This is a genomic window from Leeuwenhoekiella parthenopeia (genome assembly GCF_020782115.1).
Classification (GTDB): Bacteria; Bacteroidota; Bacteroidia; order Flavobacteriales; family Flavobacteriaceae; genus Leeuwenhoekiella; species Leeuwenhoekiella parthenopeia.
Genome location: NZ_JAJGMW010000032.1, coordinates 13,171 through 35,071, shown reverse-complemented (window position 1 = coordinate 35,071; position 21,901 = coordinate 13,171). Strand labels below are relative to the sequence as shown.

At 42.6% G+C, this 21,901-nt stretch carries 20 protein-coding genes and 1 pseudogene; 8 read left to right on the top strand and 13 right to left on the bottom strand.

What is annotated here, in order from left to right:
• Positions 1-101 precede the first annotated feature (101 nt).
• The gene (locus LLW17_RS17550; RefSeq protein ID WP_228231596.1) at positions 102-686 is read left to right on the top strand and encodes an RNA polymerase sigma factor; all 585 of its coding nucleotides are present in this window, start codon (positions 102-104) and stop codon (positions 684-686) included.
• A 59-nt stretch (positions 687-745) separates the two neighbouring features.
• The gene (locus tag LLW17_RS17545) at positions 746-892 is read left to right on the top strand and encodes a hypothetical protein (protein WP_228231595.1); all 147 of its coding nucleotides are present in this window, start codon (positions 746-748) and stop codon (positions 890-892) included.
• A 60-nt stretch (positions 893-952) separates the two neighbouring features.
• Here LLW17_RS17545 and LLW17_RS17540 read toward each other — a convergent pair whose 3' ends face one another.
• From LLW17_RS17540 to LLW17_RS17515, 6 genes and pseudogenes are all read right to left on the bottom strand, one after another.
• Entirely contained in the window at positions 953-1,603 is a 651-nt protein-coding gene (locus LLW17_RS17540; RefSeq protein WP_228231594.1) for a hypothetical protein, read from the bottom strand.
• A 426-nt stretch (positions 1,604-2,029) separates the two neighbouring features.
• Positions 2,030-2,608, bottom strand: coding sequence for a hypothetical protein (locus LLW17_RS17535; RefSeq protein ID WP_228231593.1), 579 nt, complete (start codon positions 2,606-2,608; stop codon positions 2,030-2,032).
• Between the two features lie 136 nt (positions 2,609-2,744).
• On the bottom strand, positions 2,745-3,287 hold the full coding sequence (locus tag LLW17_RS17530) for an REP-associated tyrosine transposase (protein ID WP_228231592.1): 543 nt from the start codon (positions 3,285-3,287) through the stop codon (positions 2,745-2,747).
• Between the two features lie 142 nt (positions 3,288-3,429).
• Positions 3,430-3,522, bottom strand: a pseudogene (locus LLW17_RS17525) (endonuclease III); the annotation flags it as partial.
• An 11-nt stretch (positions 3,523-3,533) separates the two neighbouring features.
• Positions 3,534-4,019 (bottom strand): hypothetical protein, encoded by a 486-nt coding sequence (locus LLW17_RS17520; protein ID WP_228231591.1) that lies wholly within the window; start codon positions 4,017-4,019, stop codon positions 3,534-3,536.
• Positions 4,020-4,046: 27 nt separating this feature from the next.
• The gene (locus LLW17_RS17515) at positions 4,047-4,703 is read right to left on the bottom strand and encodes an endonuclease III domain-containing protein (RefSeq protein WP_228231590.1); all 657 of its coding nucleotides are present in this window, start codon (positions 4,701-4,703) and stop codon (positions 4,047-4,049) included.
• Positions 4,704-4,793: 90 nt separating this feature from the next.
• On the opposite strand from LLW17_RS17515, the gene bcp reads away from it, so the two are divergent.
• The 5 genes from bcp to LLW17_RS17490 all read left to right on the top strand — a co-directional run bounded on the left by bcp (position 4,794) and on the right by LLW17_RS17490 (position 10,026).
• A complete protein-coding gene (gene bcp, locus LLW17_RS17510; protein WP_228231589.1) occupies positions 4,794-5,249 on the top strand; it encodes a thioredoxin-dependent thiol peroxidase in 456 nt (151 codons plus the stop codon).
• Between the two features lie 266 nt (positions 5,250-5,515).
• Positions 5,516-7,069: a PhoX family protein gene (locus LLW17_RS17505; RefSeq protein WP_228231588.1), complete on the top strand. Its 1,554-nt coding sequence runs from the start codon at positions 5,516-5,518 to the stop codon at positions 7,067-7,069.
• Positions 7,070-7,140: 71 nt separating this feature from the next.
• Positions 7,141-8,970, top strand: a complete 1,830-nt coding sequence (locus LLW17_RS17500; protein ID WP_228231587.1) for a cytochrome c peroxidase — start codon at positions 7,141-7,143, stop codon at positions 8,968-8,970.
• Positions 8,971-9,037: 67 nt separating this feature from the next.
• Entirely contained in the window at positions 9,038-9,412 is a 375-nt protein-coding gene (locus LLW17_RS17495; protein WP_228231586.1) for a hypothetical protein, read from the top strand.
• 107 nt (positions 9,413-9,519) lie between these two features.
• Positions 9,520-10,026 (top strand): hypothetical protein, encoded by a 507-nt coding sequence (locus LLW17_RS17490; protein WP_228231585.1) that lies wholly within the window; start codon positions 9,520-9,522, stop codon positions 10,024-10,026.
• 77 nt (positions 10,027-10,103) lie between these two features.
• Here LLW17_RS17490 and LLW17_RS17485 read toward each other — a convergent pair whose 3' ends face one another.
• From LLW17_RS17485 to LLW17_RS17455, 7 genes are all read right to left on the bottom strand, one after another.
• The gene (locus tag LLW17_RS17485; protein ID WP_228231584.1) at positions 10,104-12,356 is read right to left on the bottom strand and encodes a S9 family peptidase; all 2,253 of its coding nucleotides are present in this window, start codon (positions 12,354-12,356) and stop codon (positions 10,104-10,106) included.
• Positions 12,357-12,363: 7 nt separating this feature from the next.
• Positions 12,364-13,755: an aminopeptidase P family protein gene (locus LLW17_RS17480; protein WP_228231583.1), complete on the bottom strand. Its 1,392-nt coding sequence runs from the start codon at positions 13,753-13,755 to the stop codon at positions 12,364-12,366.
• Positions 13,756-14,206: 451 nt separating this feature from the next.
• On the bottom strand, positions 14,207-14,959 hold the full coding sequence (locus LLW17_RS17475; protein ID WP_228231582.1) for a hypothetical protein: 753 nt from the start codon (positions 14,957-14,959) through the stop codon (positions 14,207-14,209).
• A gap of 114 nt (positions 14,960-15,073) precedes the next feature.
• Positions 15,074-15,547, bottom strand: a complete 474-nt coding sequence (locus LLW17_RS17470; protein WP_228231581.1) for a hypothetical protein — start codon at positions 15,545-15,547, stop codon at positions 15,074-15,076.
• A 22-nt stretch (positions 15,548-15,569) separates the two neighbouring features.
• A complete protein-coding gene (locus LLW17_RS17465) occupies positions 15,570-18,599 on the bottom strand; it encodes an AAA family ATPase (RefSeq protein ID WP_228231580.1) in 3,030 nt (1,009 codons plus the stop codon).
• Positions 18,600-18,662: 63 nt separating this feature from the next.
• Positions 18,663-19,880 (bottom strand): exonuclease SbcCD subunit D C-terminal domain-containing protein, encoded by a 1,218-nt coding sequence (locus tag LLW17_RS17460; protein WP_228231579.1) that lies wholly within the window; start codon positions 19,878-19,880, stop codon positions 18,663-18,665.
• Between the two features lie 103 nt (positions 19,881-19,983).
• On the bottom strand, positions 19,984-21,165 hold the full coding sequence (locus LLW17_RS17455; RefSeq protein ID WP_228231578.1) for a BamA/TamA family outer membrane protein: 1,182 nt from the start codon (positions 21,163-21,165) through the stop codon (positions 19,984-19,986).
• 293 nt (positions 21,166-21,458) lie between these two features.
• Between LLW17_RS17455 and LLW17_RS17450 the strand changes: the two genes are divergently transcribed.
• Positions 21,459-21,899, top strand: coding sequence for an RDD family protein (locus tag LLW17_RS17450; RefSeq protein ID WP_228231577.1), 441 nt, complete (start codon positions 21,459-21,461; stop codon positions 21,897-21,899).
• Positions 21,900-21,901: the final 2 nt, after the last annotated feature.

Sequence of the window (21,901 nt, the reverse complement as noted above, 5' to 3'; positions counted from 1 at the left end):
AATATTAACATTTAAGCGAAAGGCCTATATCTGAAAATTACTTTTAAAGTTTTGACCCCGATCCTATAAACGGATCACTATAACCTACAAAAAGTAATTTTATGGAAGATATGTTAATCTCTGACGCTGTCCTGGTCAGCAACTACCTCAAGGGCGAAGAAGCGGCACTTTCTATACTCATCTCGAGACACCAACAACGCATTTACAGTTTTATTTATTCAAAAGTTTACGACAGGGATGTTACTGAAGACATTTTTCAGGATACGTTTATCAAAGTGATACGCACCTTAAAACGCGGCGGATATAATGAGGAGGGTAAGTTTTTACCCTGGGTTATGCGCATCTCTCACAATCTGGTGATTGACTATTTCCGCAAGAACAAACGTATGCCCAAGTTTGACAACACCGGAGATTTCAATATTTTTTCAGTTTTGGGTGACCCCGATTTAAATGCCGAAAAACGCATTATCAAAGATCAGGTAGAAGATGATGTACGTAAATTAATTGATGAATTGCCGGAAGATCAGCGCGATGTACTGGTGATGCGTATTTATAACGACATGAGTTTTAAAGAAATCGCAGAGCGCACCGATGTGAGTATCAATACGGCTTTAGGACGTATGCGTTATGCCCTGATTAACCTGCGAAAAGTGATTGAAAAAAACAATATAATTTTAACAAATTAGGATAGAATAAAACCTAAGGCTGTGCGTTCTAGTAAGACTAAAAAACTAAACCACAGTACATGGAAAACCTTTACTCTAAAAAATCTTCTTTAAACCGAAAAAATCTGAATCCGTCTAAGGAGACCGTAAACCGAATATTAAATTATTCGAAAGCCTTAAGTGTTATGAATACCTCAATTGGGAAGGTGGAATCCCTTCTCAATTAAAAGAAAGACCCGCTAATCAGCGGGTCTTTTTTATGGGTATTTAGGTACTTTTTCTGAAGTCTATGAAATAATCAGATTGGCGATTTCAATTAATTGCCACACACCATTTTCTTTACGGAAATAGACAAGTCCGCCATAACCGCAAAGGCTGCCACATCCACTTGAATATTCAAAGAGAGCCTGATCATTGGTTTCGTTAAATGAAATGCGACTTAGAGACATAAAGCCTTGTGAGTTTGCATAAATTTGATGGAAATAGTTCCAAAACGGGATATCTTCACCGGGAGCGTTTTTATCCGGCGCATTTTCCTGAATATAATCAAGTTCTTCCTGAGAAATTAAGGAGACTTTTTTGGCGGCAAGTGAAAAGCGATTATCCAGAAATAATTGAGTTGTATTGATCTCAACCTGATCGGCAAGTAATTGCGTATCATAACCTTCAAAGCGTGTATTCAAATCATTTCTTTGATTATCTGAATCAGAATTGATTATATAATTTGATACCCAGGCACTTGTTTTTTGCTCGACGACAATCTCATTTAAACCCCACCATTCTTCTAAAAATAAACTGTAAAGCTCATATTCTTCTTGCGAAAATTCATCAGGAGTCTGTAGCTCAAATTCCGGGTAATCGTCCTGCTCATCATCTGTAGAACAGCTGCTGGTTAGTATTAAAAAAAGGCTTAGGCTTAAGAATTGGAGATACTTCATAACTGGTACTTGTTTTATATTTCTAAAACTAATCAATTAGTTTTAGAATAGCTAGTGTTCAATCAGTTTTGTGGAAAGGTAAAGAAGCGACGAAGCTTTAATTAACTATTTTACTAAATTGAATTTTTCAAATAATATCTATTATTTAATTCTTTAGTCTCCTTTTTCTTCAGTATAGCTGGAAATACCCGTTAAAAATTTTTGAAGCCTTGGAGAAAATTTAGGGGATTTACTGCGGTTTTGCCCCTAAAGGACAAAAAGACCTAAGAAAAAGTGTCTTTTCTTTTGATTCGTTTTCTTTGGACAAGCAAAGAAAATGAATAGAATGAACTGTTTTGTTAGTAATCTGAAAAGTTAAATCCAAAGTTGATAGAAATGAGAATCTTAACGATGTTGTATTCAATAAAATCAATAGGGGATTTCAAATCAATCCTGTGGAAAAGTAAACGAAAACGCCACACCAATCGAATTGGCTGAAAAGCTGTAGTCAAACTCATTTTTATAGTTGATCGCCGTATAGGTTAGCGCAACCCAGCGCCAGCCGAACTCAAAGCGTCCGCCAAGACCGCTAGTCAAATCAGCATCAGGTACAAAACCATCTCCTTTAAACCGAATGAGTTGATGGGTGGTAAGCCCGGCGCCCAGTCTAAAGTCTTCGTTAATCCTGTAATAGCCCACTAAGTTGATGGGAAAACGGGTAAGCCTGATGTTTGCATTGTCGGCAGCGGTGGTTACATACTTAAAGCCTACGCTACCCCGCAACATAAAAGACTTCAGATTTTTAAAATGGAATTTGCCCCCCACAGCCAAATAGCCGCCCTGACCGGCGCGCATTTTTTGATCACCACCTTCTTCAAAATAGACAGTTAGAATTTCTTCCCCGCCAAATTCCCCACCGAGTTCGACCAGAAATTTAGCACCTCCCGGAGCAGTGATTTGCTGCGCAGAAAGGTTTCCGTAATTTATTAGTACTAAAAGAGATAGAAGTGTAAAAATAGATTTCATGAACATTGAATAATTCGTGTTATTGAAATCTAATGTAGTTTATAATCAAATAGAAAAATGATAATTATTTAGGATTAATTGTCATTAATGCCTGATAAAAAATTGCTAGCGCGAGCATCCTGCTCGTGGTCTAACCTCAAATATCTATTTCCAAAACTGTTTGATCTTCCTGATAATTTCTCGCGCTGCTATACTTCCAATCTACAGGATTTGTTACAAAACCGCTTTTGACAGGATTGTTATGGATATAGTCTATCTTTTGCTGAATTACTTTAGTGCTCCACAGTTCGATGGGATTATTGTGCTGCTGCCAAAACTGAAGTTCTTTTACATTACTATTCTTAGTACCCGCACGCTTCATCATCCATAATAACCATTCTTTTCTGCTTTCCTTTGGATTGTCTTTTATTGTTTTTATGAGTTTTCTCGCTGTAAATCCTTTAAAATCTCTAATCAATCCTGAAGGATCATCATTAGCTGATCTAAAAATTAAATGAACATGATTAGGCATAAAGCAATAAGCAAATACCTCCATACCTTTTTTAGCCCTGCAATAAGTTATACTTTCCGTCAATACGTTGAAATATTCCTGCCGGGTAAAAACGTCCAACCAGTATACCGTAGCAAAACTTATGAAGTATGCTCCAGATAGATTGTGAAATTTATATTTTCGGCTCATTCTTAATACTGACTTATGCTACACGAGCGAGACGCTCGCGCTAGCAAACTTTGAGAAATAATTTCAAATTCTATAAACTTACTAGTTATTTGAACACCCGACTTACGGAATTCCACATTTTAAATAAATAAAACCAACGGCTTTACTTCCTTCCTTTATTCCACTCTTCAATCACTTTTTTGCGACCAATAGTTGCAGTGATGATGTCTTTTTCCAGATCCCAGCCGCGCGCGGGTAATAAACGTATTAACATATCTTCCACCAAAAAAGTTTCCACTGGTGTTTGAATCCACCTAATTCCCAGTTAAGATCAAACATTTGTTTATCTCCTTCTACATAAGGAGGAATGGCTAACTTGGAATGTATCATCGGGGAATCTTGGCTAACTTTTTTATGGTATTCTTTATCAAGAGAACTTTTTAGAAAGTACTGAATTTCTACAAGACTTATATTTTTTGAAGATTTGTAGATGAATAGATTTATATCATACAAGTCTTCGTACAAGTGAGTAAGTTCTGCGACCACTTCATTTAAGAACCTTGGCTTTTTGTCTTTATTTTTTCTTTTTCTAAGTTTTCTTACTTCAAGAAAGTTCTCGTTTGAATTATTTTCAATTTTGCTGGTTATATAAAGACAGTTTTCTGAAACTGGGTATAGCGACCTTGATTTGGCCAATTCGAGCAATTGCCTTGTTTCTGCTTTCAAATAGATATGAAGATCTTCTTTGACCATCTTTGAATCTTAAAAAAACCAACGGCTTTACTTCCTTCCTTTGTTCCACTCTTCAATCACTTTTTTGCGACCTATAGTTGCGGTGATGATGTCTTTTTCCAGATCCCAGCCGCGCGCAGGACTGTATTGACGCCCGTACCAGATGATCTGTAAATGCAGGTCATTCCACAAATATTCGGGGAAGAGGCGCTTGGCATCTTTTTCGGTTTGTACCACGTTTTTACCGGTGGTCAGTCCCCAGCGGTACATCAGGCGGTGTATGTGTGTATCTACCGGAAAAGCCGGAATATTAAAAGCCTGTGCCACTACCACGCTGGCGGTCTTATGACCTACGGCAGGCAATTGCTCGAGTTCTTCAATACTTTCCGGAACCCTTCCGTTGTATTTGTCAATCAAAATATGGGAGAGGCCGTGAATACCTTTGGCCTTCATAGGCGATAAACCTACGGGTTTTATGATTTCCCGTATTTCTTCCACCGTAAGCTTTACCATTTCATAGGGATTATCTGCTACCTCAAACAGCAGGGGCGTGATCTGGTTTACCTTGACATCGGTGCTTTGGGCACTCATCAAAACCGCAATAAGCAGGGTATAGGGATCTTTGTGGTCTAATGGAATGGGAATCTGGGGATACAGGCGCTTTAACGTATCTATAACAAAGCTAACCTTCTCGGCCTTGGTCATAATCTTTAAATTTATAGTCTTTAGGCAAAAGAACTTCTTATTGCCTTAAAATTTGAATAATAATACCAATAATAATCTAAATAAAACGCTATGAATATGCTTAAAGAAGGGGATGATGTTCCCGCATTTACCACAACCGATCAGGATGGCAACACCGTAAACTGGAGTGATTATGCCGACAAGAAGGTAGTGGTGTTCTTTTACCCGAAGGCCTCAACGCCCGGCTGTACTGCCGAAGCCTGCAATCTGAGAGACCACTATAAGGAACTTCAGGATCAGGGTTACGCCATACTTGGGGTAAGCGCAGATTCTGAAAAGCGCCAAAGCAACTTTAAGGAGAAATACGAATTTCCGTTCCCCTTATTGGCCGATGAAGACAAGACCGTGATCAATGCCTTCGGCGTCTGGGGCCCTAAAAAGTTTATGGGTAAGGAATACGACGGCATTCACCGTACCACTTTTATTGTAGAAAATGGTACGGTTACCCGGGTGATTGATAAGGTAAAAACCAAAGATCACGCTGCGCAGATTTTAACCGAAGTCTAGGTCTCCGGTTTTCAATGTTAATTTAAAAGTCTGTCCTGGTTGGACAGACTTTTTTTATGCATTTGGGCTTAACGACTGATTTATAGGGGATTTCCCCAAATACAGTTTACACAACTCCTTAGAATAACTTTAAATAGTAAAGTTGAGGTAACACCTATAACATTCACTTTAGAAAAGGGTAATCCAAACACGATTTTGAATTAACCTTCACCGACGGTCATCTGGCTAGTTTTGAAACAAACTAAAAAATCAAAAACTATTTAAAGATGATTACAATTAAGAGACTTGTATTTAATCTGATGCTTCTGGGTGCTGCCGGAAGTGTTTTTACAGCCTGTGATGTAGAAGACGGAATTGACGGCGTTGATGGTGTAGATGGTCAAGACGGTGCAGATGGCGTTGACGGCGAAGACGGTCAGGATTTTACACCAGACCCGGGAATGTTTTCAGACAAATCAAATCTGGCTCCGCTTGTGGCGATGATGCCTCAATTTAACTATGTAAAGGCCTATTCCATTATCAGTTCGTCTGATACCTTAAGCAACGGCTTTAAACTAGTAGGGGCTCAGGATGGTGCCGGTTTTCTTAAAGATCCTAACAGCGATGGCTATATCTACGTGGTAAATGCCGAAGATACCTATGCCGTATCACGTATCATGCTTGATAAAAACCTGAAGCCTTTGAGCGGCGAGTGGTTGTTAAACTCAAGCGTGGCAGACTATGCCCGCCAGTGTAGTGGTACGATGTGGGAAGCTGCGATTCATGGCGGGTCACAGGATTTATACCTTTCGGCTTCGGAAAGCATCAACTACGATGTAAAAGGGATCGACCCGTATATGACACCAGACCCGGATGCTGATTTTGGTCTGGATGCTTTGGGCGAATTTTCATGGGAAAATGCGGTGCCGCTTCCACAAGGTGCTTACGCAGGTAAGACCGTTATCATAGGTGGGGATGACGACTCCAGCGGTTCTGAAGGTCAGGTGACCATGTACCTTTCTGAAAACGGTGATGCCGATTTAGAAAACGGTAAAATTTATGTGCTTCGCTTTAAAGAAATAGCTGACGGGGCAGGCGGCAAAAAAGCTGTGGAAGCCGGAAAAATTTATAACGAAAGCAATCTGGATTTTCAGAAATCGTATGATGTGGAGTTTGTGGAGATAGTAAATGGAAAAGATAAGACCAAAACTGAAATGGAAACCGCTTGTATCGGGGTACAGGCTTCTGCTTTTATGCGTGTGGAAGATGTGGATTATCAAAAAGGTTCTGATGCTAAAGGCCGAAATGTATTTTTTGCAGTAACCGGTCGTGGTCCCGGAGCAGGAACTTATAACGATTGGGGAACGGTTTACAAACTGGAGCTTGATGAGACCAATCCGCTGGAAGGTAAATTGACTCAAATCATCAGCGGAAATACCGATTCTAACAATGCAGACGGAAACGTGTCTTTGCTACAGAGTCCTGATAACATCTGTGTGACTGAAAACTTTGTGTACTTTCAGGAAGATCCTAACTCGTTTTCCAGAAATCACGCGGCATACATTTACCAGTCTGACCTTAACGGTAACAATGCACGTCCGGTGCTTGAATTTGTTATTCGTCAGGATTTGGTAGAAAACGGAAGCTCCGGATTTAGCGGGGAGTACGGTGCTTTAATTGATATTTCAGACAAGGTAGATAAACCGGGTACTTTCATTCTAAACCTACAACCTCACTACTGGAAAAATGCTTCGTTTGCAGGCCGTGATGGTCATACCTTAGAAGGAGCCGAAGATACCCAGGGAGGTCAGATCATTATTCTTCAGGGACTTCCCAGATAAGTAAAAACAAACCAATCAACCTTAAAACCTCCGGCTTTGACTCCGGGGGTTTTTGACGTAAAACCCACTTGATGTATTCTATTAAACACCTAGTTACAGGTCTTCTTGTTTGCCTGATTTTAGCTTCTTGTAAAGAAGATAAACCGGCCCCGGAAACCTATGAAATTGCCGTAGACTGGCAACCTGCGCATCAATATTATTTGAAGCACATCAACGAGACGGCTGACTATCTCGACAGTTTAGATGGGGTGGCTTCTTCCGATTCTTTGGCTAAAATCTACTTTATCAAAGCCCGAGAAGCCTTTAAAAAAGCTGAACCTTACGCGTCGTACCTCAATCCGCCGGTGGGGCATCAGGCTAATGGTCCGGCTTTGCCGCGTCTTACCGATGACACCCAGCGCGTGTTGCAACCCATAGGGTTACAACGCCTGGAAGAATCTATTTATGAAGGAGCTGAAGATGAGGCGCTTTTTAAACACGAACTTAAATTGACCCGAGGTCTGATCAGTGTACTTCAAAAGAATGTTGGCCAACGCCAGCTGGATGCCCAGCGCTTTTTTATCGCGACGCATCAGCAGTTGATGCGGGTGCTGAGCTTTGGAATTACAGGTTTTGACACTCCTGTAAGCGGTCTGGGTTTAAAGGAAACGGCTCAGTCGCTGGAGTCGCTCAAAACCGTGTACGAATTGTCCCTTCAGGAATTGATTAAGCAAAAGGATAAACAGATCGACCAAAAGTTCACTGAAGCTATTGATGCCGCAGTAGTTTTTATTCGAAAAGATGGCGATTTTGAGACTTTTGATCGCTATACTTTTGTGCGGGACTATCTAAATCCCATTACACGAGCCTGGGTAGAGATCCGGAAAACAGCTGCGGTTTGGGAACCGGTAAACACTCAGGCCTATAATTTTGATGCGCCTACCTTTTTCGAGAATAATTCTTTTAATGTGGAATTCTTCAGAAGGGTGACCAACCGAAATCCCTCTGAAGCACAGATCGCTTTGGGAAAGCGCCTCTTTTTTGATGCGAAATTGTCAAAAGACGGTACTATGGCCTGCGCCACCTGCCACATTCCGGAAAAAGCCTATGCAGATGGACTGGTTACTAATTTTAGCAATGCCGGAACTTCGTTAAAACGCAATTCGCCCACGCTGATCAATTCGGTTTTTCAACAGGCGTTTTTCTGGGACGGGCGCGCTCCCGATTTGATGGCGCAGATTTCCGGGGTGTTTACCAATGCCGAAGAATTCAACAGCAGTGTTCACGAATTTTCAGAGGAAATCCTTCAGGATTCTGCCTATGTGGAAGCCTTTCAGGAAGTTTTTGATACCAAAAAATTAACCAATGATCAGGCGATCATGGCCCTGTCCTCTTACATTTCGACCCTAAATGCTTTTGATTCTAAATTTGACCGAAATATGCGTGGGGAGGAAGATAGCTTTACCGAATCTGAAAAGGTGGGGTTGAATCTGTTTATGGGTAAAGCCCTGTGCGCGACCTGTCATTTTATGCCCTTAACCGGCGGAACGGTGCCGCCTTTTTTCGCAGAAACCGAAAAAGAAGTCATAGGCGTGCCCGAGACTGCGGCTAATAAACAATTGGATGACGACTTGGGTTTTTACTTTATGTATGACGAACCCATACAAAGCGGCATGTTTAAAACGCCTACCGTGCGCAATGCCGGGGTGACCGCACCCTATATGCACAACGGCGTTTATGCCACGCTTGAGGAGGTGATGGATTTTTACAACAAAGGGGGTGGGGCAGGCCTCGGTTTTGACCTGCCGCATCAGACCCTGCCTTTTGATAATCTGCAACTGGATGCAGCAGAACTCCAGGCGTTGACCGACTTTGTAATGACCCTGACCGACACTGATGTAGAGCCTGAATATTCCAATTAGGTCTCAATAATTTTTTAGAAAAATTAGCAGCAACTTAACAGTTGCTGCTATACATTTGTGTGGTATTATGAAGCGAATTTTTCAAGCATTTTGGTTGTGTCTGTTCCTGTTTTTTACAGCGGGCGGTTCTTCCTATGCTTTAGATTTAAATCTTCAGTCTGATCGCGCAGAGGATCCTTTCTCCAAACATCAGTTGGAGCTGGGTCACCTTAACGATCAGGCTCTTGGCGCGGTGGAGTTTGTGTTAACTTCTCCGGAAAATCGGGTTCAACCTCAGGAGGATACCACTACACCATTCGTTCCATTTTGCTTTTACAGAAGCAGTCCTGTAAATCTGCATTTTTATGCTGATCAGGAATCCAATTACATCAAGGCTTCAGCCCTGATTATTCCCGGTCTTAGCAGTTTGCAGCAGATCTTTCCGTTTCATCTGTTTCCCTAAGTTTTAGTTTGTTTTCCGTTTTGCAATTGACGCAGTCCTACGGGCCTGGGTCGATTTTTCGATGCTTTGCATCCAATTCTTACATAAACAACACAAAACTTTTTACAATGAAAATAGATATGATCCTCGTATTTGCCGTAGTTACCGGCTTAGTAGCAATTCCTTATATAGCCTTTATTCTTTTTGGTTCGGGGCGAACAAAAAAACTGAGCACCCGCTTAAAAGACGAAGCTAAGCTCAAAGGCCTTAATTTGGAGCAAAAAGAAAACTGGAACAGCCGTGAAATTGCCCTCGATACTCAAAAAGGGCAGTTGCTTTTTGGTCAGTTGCTAGACGATACAGTAACGGTACAACATCTTGATTTAAATACCATAAGCCGTATTCTGGTTCACGAGGTGGTGGTTTCTAAAAAAATAGATGGTAAACACCAGCAAACACTTGAAGCCGTAAATCTTGAGTTTATCTCAAAAACAGCCGAGGCATCTCGTATGCTTAGTTTTTACGATTCTGAAATTGATCCGGCTCAGAACTATGAGGTAAAGCGTGCTAAAAAATGGAAGGAACTTATTGAGGCGCAGCTTACGCCTGCAAGACGTACCGCCGTAGCGGCATAATAATGCATTCCTAAAACCAGAAAACCCACAAGTTAATTAAGCTTGTGGGTTTTTCAGTTTTTAAAGGCTGGCTTGATTTACTTTTGGTTATGCTCAAAAAGGTAATTGGTAAGCAGCGTATATAAGTGTCTGCGGGTGTTGGCGCCCTCATAAATACCGTGCGAACGGTTGGGATAGGCCATCATCGTAAATTGTTTGTTGTTTGCGATGAGTTCGTTAACCAGGAATTCCATATTCTGATAGTGTACATTATCGTCGCCCGTACCGTGAACGATAAGCAGGTTGCCTTCCAGATTTTTAGCATAGGTGGCAGGCGAACCTTCCACAAAATCTTCTTTGTTTTCCTGCGGAAGTCCCATATAGCGCTCCTGATAGACGTTGTCGTAGAACAATTGATTAGCAACAGGTGCTACAGACATTCCGGTTTTATAGATTTCCGGATAGCGAAACATCAGATTAAGCGTCATCGAGCCACCGCCGCTCCAGCCCCATACCGAAACGCGATCTGCATCAAGGAAGCTCCAATCGTTAAGTAACTTTTTAGTAGCCATCGCCTGATCGCGCGAATTGACTACACCCACCTTCCGATAAATCGATTTGCGCCAGTCGCTGCCCTTCAGGGAAGGTGTACCGCGGTTGTCGAGGTTGATAATCACAAAGCCGTTTTGGGCCAAAAAGATGTTGTACATCCCAATAAAATTATCGGTAGCCATTTGTCCCCAGGGTTCGCCGTAGACGTGAAAAAGCACCGGATATTTTTGAGCAGGGTCAAAGTTGGTGGGTTTGGTAATGCGGCCTTCCACCACAATGCCGTCTTCGGTTTCCACCTGAAAGAAATCGGTTTCCGGTAAATCGAGACGCGCTAACTTCTCTTTTAATGCAGTATTAGCTACGAGCACTTTGATCGTCTTGTGATCGGGCAGGCTGATGAGTCGCGTGGTGGTAGGGGTATTCGCATCGGTATGGTTGTGAATGGCAAACGCGCCGTTAGGAGCGATCTGATAGGTGTTGATGCCTTCATATTCAGCGGGAGTAAGGCGTTTGGGTTTGCCTTTTCCGCTGAGTGAGGCTTCAAACAGATACCGCTGCGCAGGGTCTTCCGGCGAAGCCGAAAAAAATACCTTTTTAGCATTGGCAGTATAAAAAGCCGCCACGTCATAATCGCCCGGAGTGAGTACCGTTTTTTTACCGGTTTTTAAATCGACCTTGTAAATATGCCGCCAGGCATCATTTTCGGTCATACGCAAAAACGCATCCTTATCTTCGGTAAGCAACAAATCGTTTTGACCCCATTGATTGGCCGAAACATCAGGGTATTGCAGATCAACCCAGGTATCTTCGGTCTCGGTGTACACGTTTTTAATACTTTGGGTGGAAGGCTTAAAGGTGTAAATCTTCAGGGTATTTTGCTTACGGTTAAGCTGCTGAATCAGGAGCAAATCGGCATCAATCCATTGAATTGCCGGAATATAGTGTTGCACCGGGTCACCGGGAACCGGAATCCAGCTGGTTTCTTTAGTTTCGGTGTTTACGATACCCACTTTAGCTGAAGAGGGATCGTAGCCTGCTTTTGGATATTGCAGCGGAATGGGTTTTGAATACACCGAATCGGTCGTGTTGATCATATAAAACGTGCCGATTTCGGAAGCATCCAGTTGCCAGTAGGCGATATGTTCGCCATCAGGACTCCAGCGGAAGCCGTCGCGGGCGCCAAATTCTTCCTCATAAACCCAGTCAAAAGTCCCGTTGATAATATCGCCGTTTCCGTCCTGAGTGAGCTGTGTTACGTTACCGGTGTTGAAGTTTTCCTCATACAAATTGAAGCCCGAAACGTAAGCGACATGTTCGTTAGAATCTGAAAACTTGGCAAACATTAAGGACGATGCAGGCAGCTGTGTGCCCAGTTGCTTCAGTTTTTGAGTGTCAAAATCGTAGACCCAGTAATCGCCTTTGGTGTTGGAACGCCAAACCCGGCTGGTGTTGGTAAAGATAAGGACCTTGCTTTCGTCATTAGAAAGGCTGAAATCGGCCACATTGAGCGCCTGATTTGCACCTTCAGGAGTAAGTGCGTTTGCACTCAGAAAAACCGAACGTTCGTTTGACTTGCTCTCGTATTTGATGAGTTGGTCATTACCGTTTTCATTTTCGATAGTGACAAAAGCATCGCCCTCGTTGATCCACGAGATCGAGCGGGCGCGGTCTGCGTTGAATTCGCCGGAATTGTAGATCCGGTCGAGCGTTAATTTTGCAGGGTCGGTTTCCTGTGCGTTTACCGCCAGACCGGCGCTTACCAGGATAAAAAGGATAAACAGGTTTTTAAAGTTTCTCATGGGATTCTTATAAGTTTCTTAAGGCTTCGATTTCTTCTACGGTTTTGGCAAGAGGTTCACCCAGCAGTTTGCTTCCGGTTTTGGTAATGACAAAATCTTCTTCAACGCGTATTCCGCCGAAAGTCTTAAACTGCTCTACGGCATCATAATTTACAAAGTCGAGGAATTTACCTTCCGCTCTGCGCTCGTCAATTAAAAACGGATTGAAGTATAAACCGGGCTCTACCGTAAGCACGAAATCTTCCTGTAGTTCTTTACCCAGACGCAGGGATTTCAGGCCAAACTCGGTACTCTTCTTCAGTTCGGGCGTATAACCTACGTATTCCTCGCCCAGATTTTCCATATCGTGAATGTCGAGCCCCATCATATGCCCAAGTCCGCACTGAAAGAACAGGGTATGTGCCCCTGCAGCCACGGCATCATCGGCATTGCCTTTCATCAGACCGAGATCGGTAAGGCCTTCTACCAGTTTTTTGGAGGCCAAAAGATGCACGTCTTTAAAGCGTATTCCCGGTTTTAAAGCGGCAACCGCCGTATTGTGTGCGTTGAGCACAATGTTGTAGACGTCTTTTTGCAGCGGACTAAAACGTTTACCGGCCGGGAAGGTGCGCGTCATGTCGCCACCATAACCCATGGTGTTGTAAGCCCCGCAGTCGCAAAGCACCAGATCACCATCCTGCAATACGGTTTGCGAAGCGTGATTGTGCAGGTATTGGCCGTCTTTGGTAAGAATAATGGGGAATGCGAGTCCGCCACCACCGCTTACGGCAATGCCGTTTAACTGGCCGGCCATCTGCATCTCGGTCATACCCGGACGGGTATTTACAATGGCATGCTTATGCATCGCTCGGGTAATGTTTACCGCTTCTTCCAGTTGTACCAGTTCTTCGGCAGTTTTGCGTTCGCGCTGGGCAACGATGGCTTTGATGAGCGGTACCGATTTGTGCGCGTCAAGTTCCTGAACCGGGATATTCAGCAAATCGCTCAGGGCAATTTTTTGTTCAAAGCGATAGGGGGTGAGGTAATGTATCTGTAGGCCCTTGCCGAGTTGTGTTTTGAGGTAGGTATCGATTTCCTTTAGCGGTTTGACGGTCTTAAAACCGGTTTGCTCCGCATAACTTTCCAGTTTTTCGGTGGCGCCCACCCAGACTTTTTGTTCTGCGGTGGTGTTATTGCCAAAAAGAATTTCTTCGTCTGTATCCAGATTGATCAAAAAATACAGATCTGGGATATGATCAATACCGGTGTAGTATAAAAAGCTGCTGTCCTGCTTGAAAGGGTACCAGTTATCAGCATAATTCATCGGGCTTTCGCCGTTTCCGGGAAAGAGGATGATCCCGGTTTTGAGGGTGTTTTTAAGTATGGCGCGTCTTTCGACGTAGGTTTTTTTAGGGAACATGCGGTTCATTTTTGTTTAAACAAGTGTCTGTCTGCTAAGATACCAAAACCGTAACAGAACTGCTTTTTATCGATTATCGGGAAGTATGCATTTATTAGCAGGCCTGAGTTTTTTCAGGTAAACTTAAATCGCCTAATCGATTGTAATGGCCAGCGATTGAACAGGACTTAACAGCCGCAGCATCCCTTTTAAGGCTTGCTAAACAAAGACTAACCCGGAAGGCGCTTTTCGAGCGGTTAAACGACTGACCATAAAATGGAAAAAATGCAGCGGTAATTTATAGCGGAGGCTAAATAACAAGCTATATCATTAGTGCTAAGAGGCTTTCTAAAAAGTCTTAATAACTTGAGTTGTCAGGTTGAGCCTGTCGAAACCGATTTTGATAATCAGTAAGTTGAAAATATTTAGACAAGCTCAATATGACACGGCTTGCTTTTTAGACAGCCTTTTTTTAATAGTAGGTGAAAGTTATTATACTGACGCCATCTTCCTGAGTAACGGGATAACCGTCTGAATCGTAGGTATAGGTGTAGTTTTCTTCCCAAATAACCCTGTTGTCTGATAAATTTATTCGTTTAGAAGACAAAACATTATTTACTCTCGAAGGAAAATCTTCCCACAATAAAAAATGTGGTTTAAGATGTCTAAAGGGATTTATCTTATCATCGTATGTATACTGAATTTCAGATTCGGTATTTGAATCAACAACTGTTTCTTCTAAAACTAAATTACCGGAGGCATCATAGTTATACACATAAATACTTCGTAAGTCCGGGTTATCCTGTGCGTAATAAGCAATATCCTGAATACGATTATTTAGAATCGTAAATTGAAAGGTTTCATCTAAAAAGTTTTCATTGTAAATGTCTTTACGCTTCACAAGTACTCCATTTTCGTAAATATATTCCTCAAAATAGTCGTCATAAACAGCATTTATATCCCTTTTTTCTGAGCGCATCAAAAGACCATCTTCATAAATATATTCCCTGATAAAATCTTCAAACTCATTGGATGTAGATATGGCGTAATCTAGTGTTTGATCTTCATTGTAAAACAACTCAATCTTATAGTTACTTTCTCCTGACTTCTCGTAGGTTTTTAGAAGCTTAACAGTTTCCGGAGAGTTATCTATAGTATTCTCAGAAACTGATTCACATTGAACAAAAAAGAATAAACATAAAACGGCGAAAAGATAATTCTGCATAGAAAGATTATTATCCGAGCAATATAAAATTAAATATCTAAACCACCTTGAGCGTGCTATATCCCTATCCGTTTTTCGTGATTTTAATTAGTTCAGATACTAGAGATGTTTTAGCTAGGAATTATATACATTTTGGATTTTATACAATTGATTTAGCAGGTTTTCCAAAGGAGTTTCCAACACGGTATCAATTGTTGTTTTTCCGTTTTTTAGTCGAAGAGTTCCTGCTCCATTAGTTGTTTCACTATAAACAATTTCTGCTTCTAGCTCTTCAATCTCAATTTCCTGTCGAGCATCTCTGAAGTATTTATAATCTGCCAAGTATATAATTTTATCTTTTTGAAGATAAAGAATTTCTTTTCCGAAAGAATTCCATAAAAAGATGCGCAATATCATAAAGCCAAGTCCCCAAAAAAGGAAGAAGGCAAGAAAAATACCAATATGCAGACCTTTACGATTGAGAGCTACCACAGTCAAAACAATTATCGGAATAAGCGCGCAGACCAACACTAATAAACCTAGAAAAAACCTTATCATTAATGGGGTTTTCTTGTGGTGAAATGTAATGGAGTCTAATTGCTTATTCATTATTTTAATATTAAAGAATTTATCAAACCACCTTTAAGGTGCTATATCCCTGTCCGTTCTGCGTAAGCTGAATTTGGGTGGCGATACGCTCTTTCAGACTGTCTACGTGGCTGATAACTCCAATCATTTTGGACGATTCTGCTTGTAGCACTTCAAGGGTATCGAGGGTTTGATCAAGGGTTTCCGGGTCGAGGGTGCCAAAACCTTCATCAATAAAAAGGCTGTTGATTTCAATATTTCGCGAAGCCAAATCAGACAAGGCCAATGCCAGCGCCAGACTCAAAATAAAAGTCTCGCCACCGCTCAGGGTTTTGATGGAGCGGCGTTGCCCGCCCATATGCTCATCAATGGCAACCAGACTATCGTCTTCTTCATCACCCGGCTGATCAATACGATAGCGGTCTGTAAGTTGCATCAGACGTTTATTGGCCAAAAGCAGTAATTGCTGTAAGGTAAGATCCTGAGCGAAATTGTTGAATTTGTCTCCTTTAGAGTCGCCGATTAATTCCTTGAGAATGTACCAGTGTCTGGATTCTTCAATACTGGTCTTTATTTCCTGCTGCAGTTGCTCAATGGCTTCTAGGTTTTGTTTTTGGTTTTTAAGCAATCGCGAAACCTCATTAAATGCCGTTTCATTTTTTGTTAGGGCTTCATTATTCTCGTGCTGCTGTTGTTTCAGTTCCTCGAGAGGTATTTCACCGGCGGTTTCTTTTAGGCCGGCAATAGCTTCTTTAAGTTTGGCGTGTAAGGTATTAAGGCGAAGCAAGGCATTTTGTAAATTTTGATGCTCGTTAGCCAATGCCTGTGCTTCTCCTGCCGGTAAGCGCTGTTGTAAAGCCTTTTCGATGAAGTCGTAGCCCTTTTGTTGTAGTGCAGCAGTCAGCTTTTCGCTCAATTTGCTCAACTGCTCCTGTACTTGTTTCGCTGTAGCCTCGGCTGCTTTTAAAAGCTGCTGTTGCTGTTGCAGGTTTTGCTCATTGCGGTTCCAGGCGATTTCGATGCTGTTGATCTTATGCTCGAATTCTGAAATTTTCCCCGTAAAGTGTTTTTCGATTTCATGAGAAACATGTTTTCCCTGTTTTAGGAGCGTATTCAGATCTTCGGTCTGACTTTTTAAGGTGTGCAACAGCTTGAGTTCATTTTGCAGGTTTTCAGCCTGATTAAGCTGGCGTTCCTGTTCTTCAAGGCTGTTTTCAAGATCTTTAAAACTGCCTGCGGAAACTTCTTTTAAAAGGTCTTTAAATTCCCTATCAAAGTTTTCCTGCTCGGTTTTAAGCTGGGCAGTCCCCAGGCTGATGCGCTCCTGAATGAGTTTTTCCTGCTTTTCCAGTTGGCTTAGCGAGGTTTCGGTGGCCATACGTTTTTGGGATAACTCGTTAAGTTCCTGCTTTAGCACGTCAATTGCCGTTTTGAGTCCGTTTTCTGCTAACGAAAGATCTTCAGAATACGGATGATGCAGCGCACCACAGAGGGGACAGGGCTCATTATCGATTAATTCACGGCGGTAATCACTGAGTTGCTTTTGCAGATTCTCGATCTCCAATTTTTGTTGTTTAGCCTCGAGCTGAGCTTCTTTGAGTTCGATCTGAGTCTTTAACACATGCAGCTGTTCAGGCAAACCTTTTTGTTGCTCTGTGATTTGTGTGGCTTCGGTTTGCCGTTCCTGCAGGACGCTCTTGAGATGCTCTATTGCAGTGGCGCTTTTTTCAGTCTGGCGCAATTGCTTCAGTTGTTGTTGAAGTTTTTCCTTTTTATCGCTTACCGCCTGATTCTTGAGATCAAAACGGGTTTCAAGCTCCTCGTACGTTTTCTGTTTACTGGTTAGGTTTCGCTTTACTTCAGCCTCAAATGCAGTAGAGTCGGAAGGATCGCTGTCAAAATGAAGTGGCGATGCCAGACTTTTGAGATGGGTTTTGGTATTGGTAAAACTGGTGGCGATGGTATTGCGCTCCGCTATCAGCTTACGTAATTCGCTTTTGTAAACTTCCAGCTTTTCTGAAAAATTTTCAGATGAAACATCCAGTTTAAACATTTCGCTGATTTCATGTTTAAGTCGGTTGCGTTCTGCTTCAGCAGTTTTGATCGCCTTGCTTGCTGTCGTGATTTCGCTTTGCTTGTCTTTGACTTTTTCGGTAAGGCTTTGCCAGGTGTTGAGGTCGTCGCTAAATACCTGAATCTCCTGATGCCGCTTCAGTTTAAGTCCTTTTTCGGCATCAAATTCCTGCTGGCGGACTCGTAGCTCCTTAAGTTCGTTTTCGGTTTTAGCCAGCTCGGCTTCTTCCTGCTGTAGCTTGGTTTTTAGGTCGATTTCCTTACCCAGACGTTCCAGTTTCGACTTAATTGCTTCACGTGCCTGCTGTAGTTTTTCGGCTTCGGTTTGCTTCAGTTTATAAACTTCCTCGTCTAATAATTGCTCTTTATAGGTTTCAATTTTGCCCTTTTTAGCATCAATAGCAGCTGCACGTTCTTTGTTTTTCAGAAACACTTCCTGCCCAATACGGCGGTAGATTTCGGTGCCGGTTATTTTCTCGAGCAAAGCCCCGCGTTCTTTTTTGGGCACCTGAAGAAACTTGGCAAACTCGCCCTGAGCCAATACCACACTTTTGATAAACTGATCGTAGCTCAGCCCGATGAGTTCTTCATTCTTAGCGGGCACATCCGATTTTTTGAGGTCTAAAAGTGCACCGCTTTCCAGATTTTCGAGCTCCATATGGTAGTCCCGTAAATTTCCGGTGCGGGCGGTAGAGATAGACCAGGTAGAAGCAAAAATACCGGCTTTGCAACGGTAGGTTACTTTGGCGAAAGCTTCGCTCTGATTGCGGGTAAGGATCGCACCTTTTTTCAGGATTTCGTTAGTACTCATTTTACCCAGACGCGGCACCTGATTGAAAAGCGCCAGCGAGATCACATCGAGAATCGTGGTTTTACCGCTTCCGGTAGGTCCCGTGATCGCAAACAGACTGTTTTGCAGAAAGGGTTCCTGGGTAAAATCGATATGATGTTCCCCACGAAGGGAATTGATGTTTTGAAAATCAATTTTTAATAATTTCATCGCTTTTAAATGGTGTTATCGCAGCAGTTTCAGGTTTTTATTCAGCTCTTGCAGGCTTTCGGGCTAAGCGGGGTCTGCATTGGTTATCTGTTCTACCAGTTCCTGAAAGGCGCGGGTCACTTCGGCTTTGGTTTCGGCATCATAACTGTTTTGCTCCAGCATTTTGGCAAAAACTTCCCGGGGTTTTAAATCTTCAAGCTTTTGGTGCGAATCAAAGAGTTTTCCGGTTTCGCGAAGTCGGTTTTTAAAGCTCGCACGATGCTTAACGATCTCCATTCCGGGCTTGTCAAACTGCGTCACGAGATCGTCCAATTCGCTTATGAGCCTCGCGTCAAAATCTTCTTCGAGCAGCTCGACTTCAATCAGATTGGTGAGTTCGCCTTCGGCGGAAAGTATGCTCAGTTTGGCTTTGATTTGGTCTAAAGTACCACTCACTTTTATCAGCTTGCGAAAAGCAGGGATAGCCAGGCTTTTCGGCTCAAAACCAGCCTCAGTATCCAATAGTAGTACGCGTTTTTCATCTTTTCGTTCACTAAACGAAAGGGGTAATGGCGAGCCGCTGTAAAAGGCGGGAATTGCCGCGTTGATGCGTTGCGGTTTGTGAATATGGCCTAATGCCACATAGCTGAAATAGTCACCAAACTGACTTGCCTGAAAAGCCGCCTGATTCCCTATTTGAATGTCGCGCTCGCTTTCGGAGGACTCGATGCCTGCGGCATACAGATGCCCCATTGCGATCACTGGAAGACCCGGAAATCGCTGTTTACAAAGCGCGGCTGCCTGCGCAAACACGGCTTCAATGCCTTTGCGAATGGCTTCAATACGGGTGTCATAGCTCACCCCTTCTTCGGCAGCGCGCAGATCACTATCCCGCAAAAACGAAATCGCTGCCACAACCAGTTCGACTTCACCTGCTTTATTGCGGATAGGGATGAGACATTGAGCGGGATCCTGAGGCATCCCGCCGATGATGTGTACGTTAAGGGCTTCGAGTATTTCACGAGGCGCGTCCAGCATCGAGGGTGAGTCGTGATTGCCGCCGGTAATGATGATTTTGCAATTGAGGTTGCTCAGTTTTTTGAGTGCCAAATAGTACTGCCTGCGTGCTTCGGCTGAAGGATTGGCCAGGTCAAACACGTCACCCGAAATCAAAACCACTTCAACCTGATGTTCCTGTATGCAGGTGAGCAACCAGGTTATAAAGCGCTCAAAGTCTTCGTGGAGGTAGTGTTTATGTAGCTTTTTGCCGATGTGCCAGTCGGCGGTATGGAGGATTTTCATCACTGTTTTTTTGCTGCTTTGCGGGAAAACCGAAGTTACAAATTAAGTGACTAATGCCTGCTGTTTCGGGTCAGGTGTATTTAAAAATGTAGTATTTCAGGCTCTAGAACGCCTCTCCAATACTCAGGTAAAAATTGCTTCCGTCTCGTGTAAACGCATAGTCAAAGCGTATAAAGATGTCTTTTTGCTGAAAAAGAAGAAAGCGAGCCCCGGCCCCGGCAGACCATTTCAGGTTGTTCATCTGGATTTCATTCCAACCGTCAAAAACCTCGCCCACACCGGTAAAAACAGTTGCCCCAATGCGATTGCTAAAACCCAGTTTGAGCGGTAGAAAGCGGTATTCAACCTGAGCGGCAATCTGATTTCGGTCTCTAAACCTTCCGTCAAAATACCCCCGCATAATGCTTTCACCGCCCAGATAGGACAACTGATTAAAAGGCACATCACCTCCAAAGTTAAACTGACCGATCAGCTGTGCGGCCAGAACGTCGTTTTTGCCAACCGGGGTAAAAAAGCGGCTGTCTGAAGTTATAAGTTGGTATTTGACATCACTTTGCCAAAACGGATTGTAATTGAGATAGGCAAATTCACTAAAAAAGGCATCGCGTTCGTTGAGGACGTTATGGCGCTCATCATATACAAAGCCTATACCCATACCAAAATTGGTTGAGCCGCCTGCGCCAAAAGGTAACTCGATATACAGAGGTTGATCGCTGTCTTCGGGAGACTCAAAACTTACGTTGGTAAGACTTCTGAAATCGGTTTCCAGGCCAATGTAAAAGTTGTCAAGAACCTTGCGTAATACGCGCTCTTTAATCTGAATCTGCGTCGCATCTACGATAGCGATATTGTCTTCGGGAACGTCATTGCCAATACCATAATATTTCAAAGGGAACTGTTCAAAATCAAGGTCTCCCAGAAAAAACCATTTGTCCTGATCTGAGTAAATGGCGTGGTTGATGCGCAGGCCGTACTGGCCATTAAACGTAAAAAAGGCATAGGCGTTGATTTCGCTAAGCCTGTTATTGGTGTCTTCATTGGCATAAAAAACCATTAAAGGCACAACACCAAATTCTAAACCCGTTTCAGGACGAACGCCCATAACCGGATAAAAGAGAAATTGTGATTTTTCCTGCGAAACGGTATCGTTAAAGATTTTATTGATGTACCGGGTGATAAAGCCTTTTTTGCGGGAATCTTCCGGAGATTCCTGTGCAAAGGCAGAAAAGCTGAAGCAAAGCAAAAGGCCTGTCACCAGCAAGGTGGGGTTCATAATCTTTTTCATAGGCGCCAAAGTTAGTCCAATTAGTGGTCTGCAGATGATAAATGAATGTTAACCACCGGGATAGGTTTTCGCTTCGCTTCAACTGAATACTTTAAAGGCTCTTAAGGAAAGTAGGAAATACGAAATATGAATTTATGAAGTAGGTATTGATTGATAAAAGCCGTGTAGCAGATTGTCTTATGCATTTAGATGAGTCCTTATCCGCAAAGGCTATTTGTGAAGTTTTATGGAATTCCATAATTCAAAACAAAAAATAAAGAATATTTTGCCTTTAGTTTTGAATGGACTCAACAATGGAAATACCCCCAAAATCTAATATACGATATCGCATTCTTGCAGGACTTATCGACTATACCCTGATATATGCATTCTTCCTTACGTATTTATTTTCTTTTGGTACACCTGATGAAGAAGCGAATTACTCCATCGAAGGACTGCCTGCTTTGGTACCTGTTATATTCTGGTTTTTAATGACTATCGGAGTAGAGATTTGGTTGGGCGCAACTGTAGGTAATACGATTGCAGGCTTAAGAGCCATCCCGCAAAATGGGAGAAATCGTAAGCTCACTTTTGGCGAATCCTTCAAAAGACATTTTTGCGATGTAATTGATATGAGCTTTTTTGGGCTTGTTGGGATCATTACAATAAAAAACACAGCTAAACGCCAGCGTTTAGGAGATTTATGGGGAAGAACGATTGTTGTTCGTGCTAAGGATTTGGATCAACCTGGATAAAA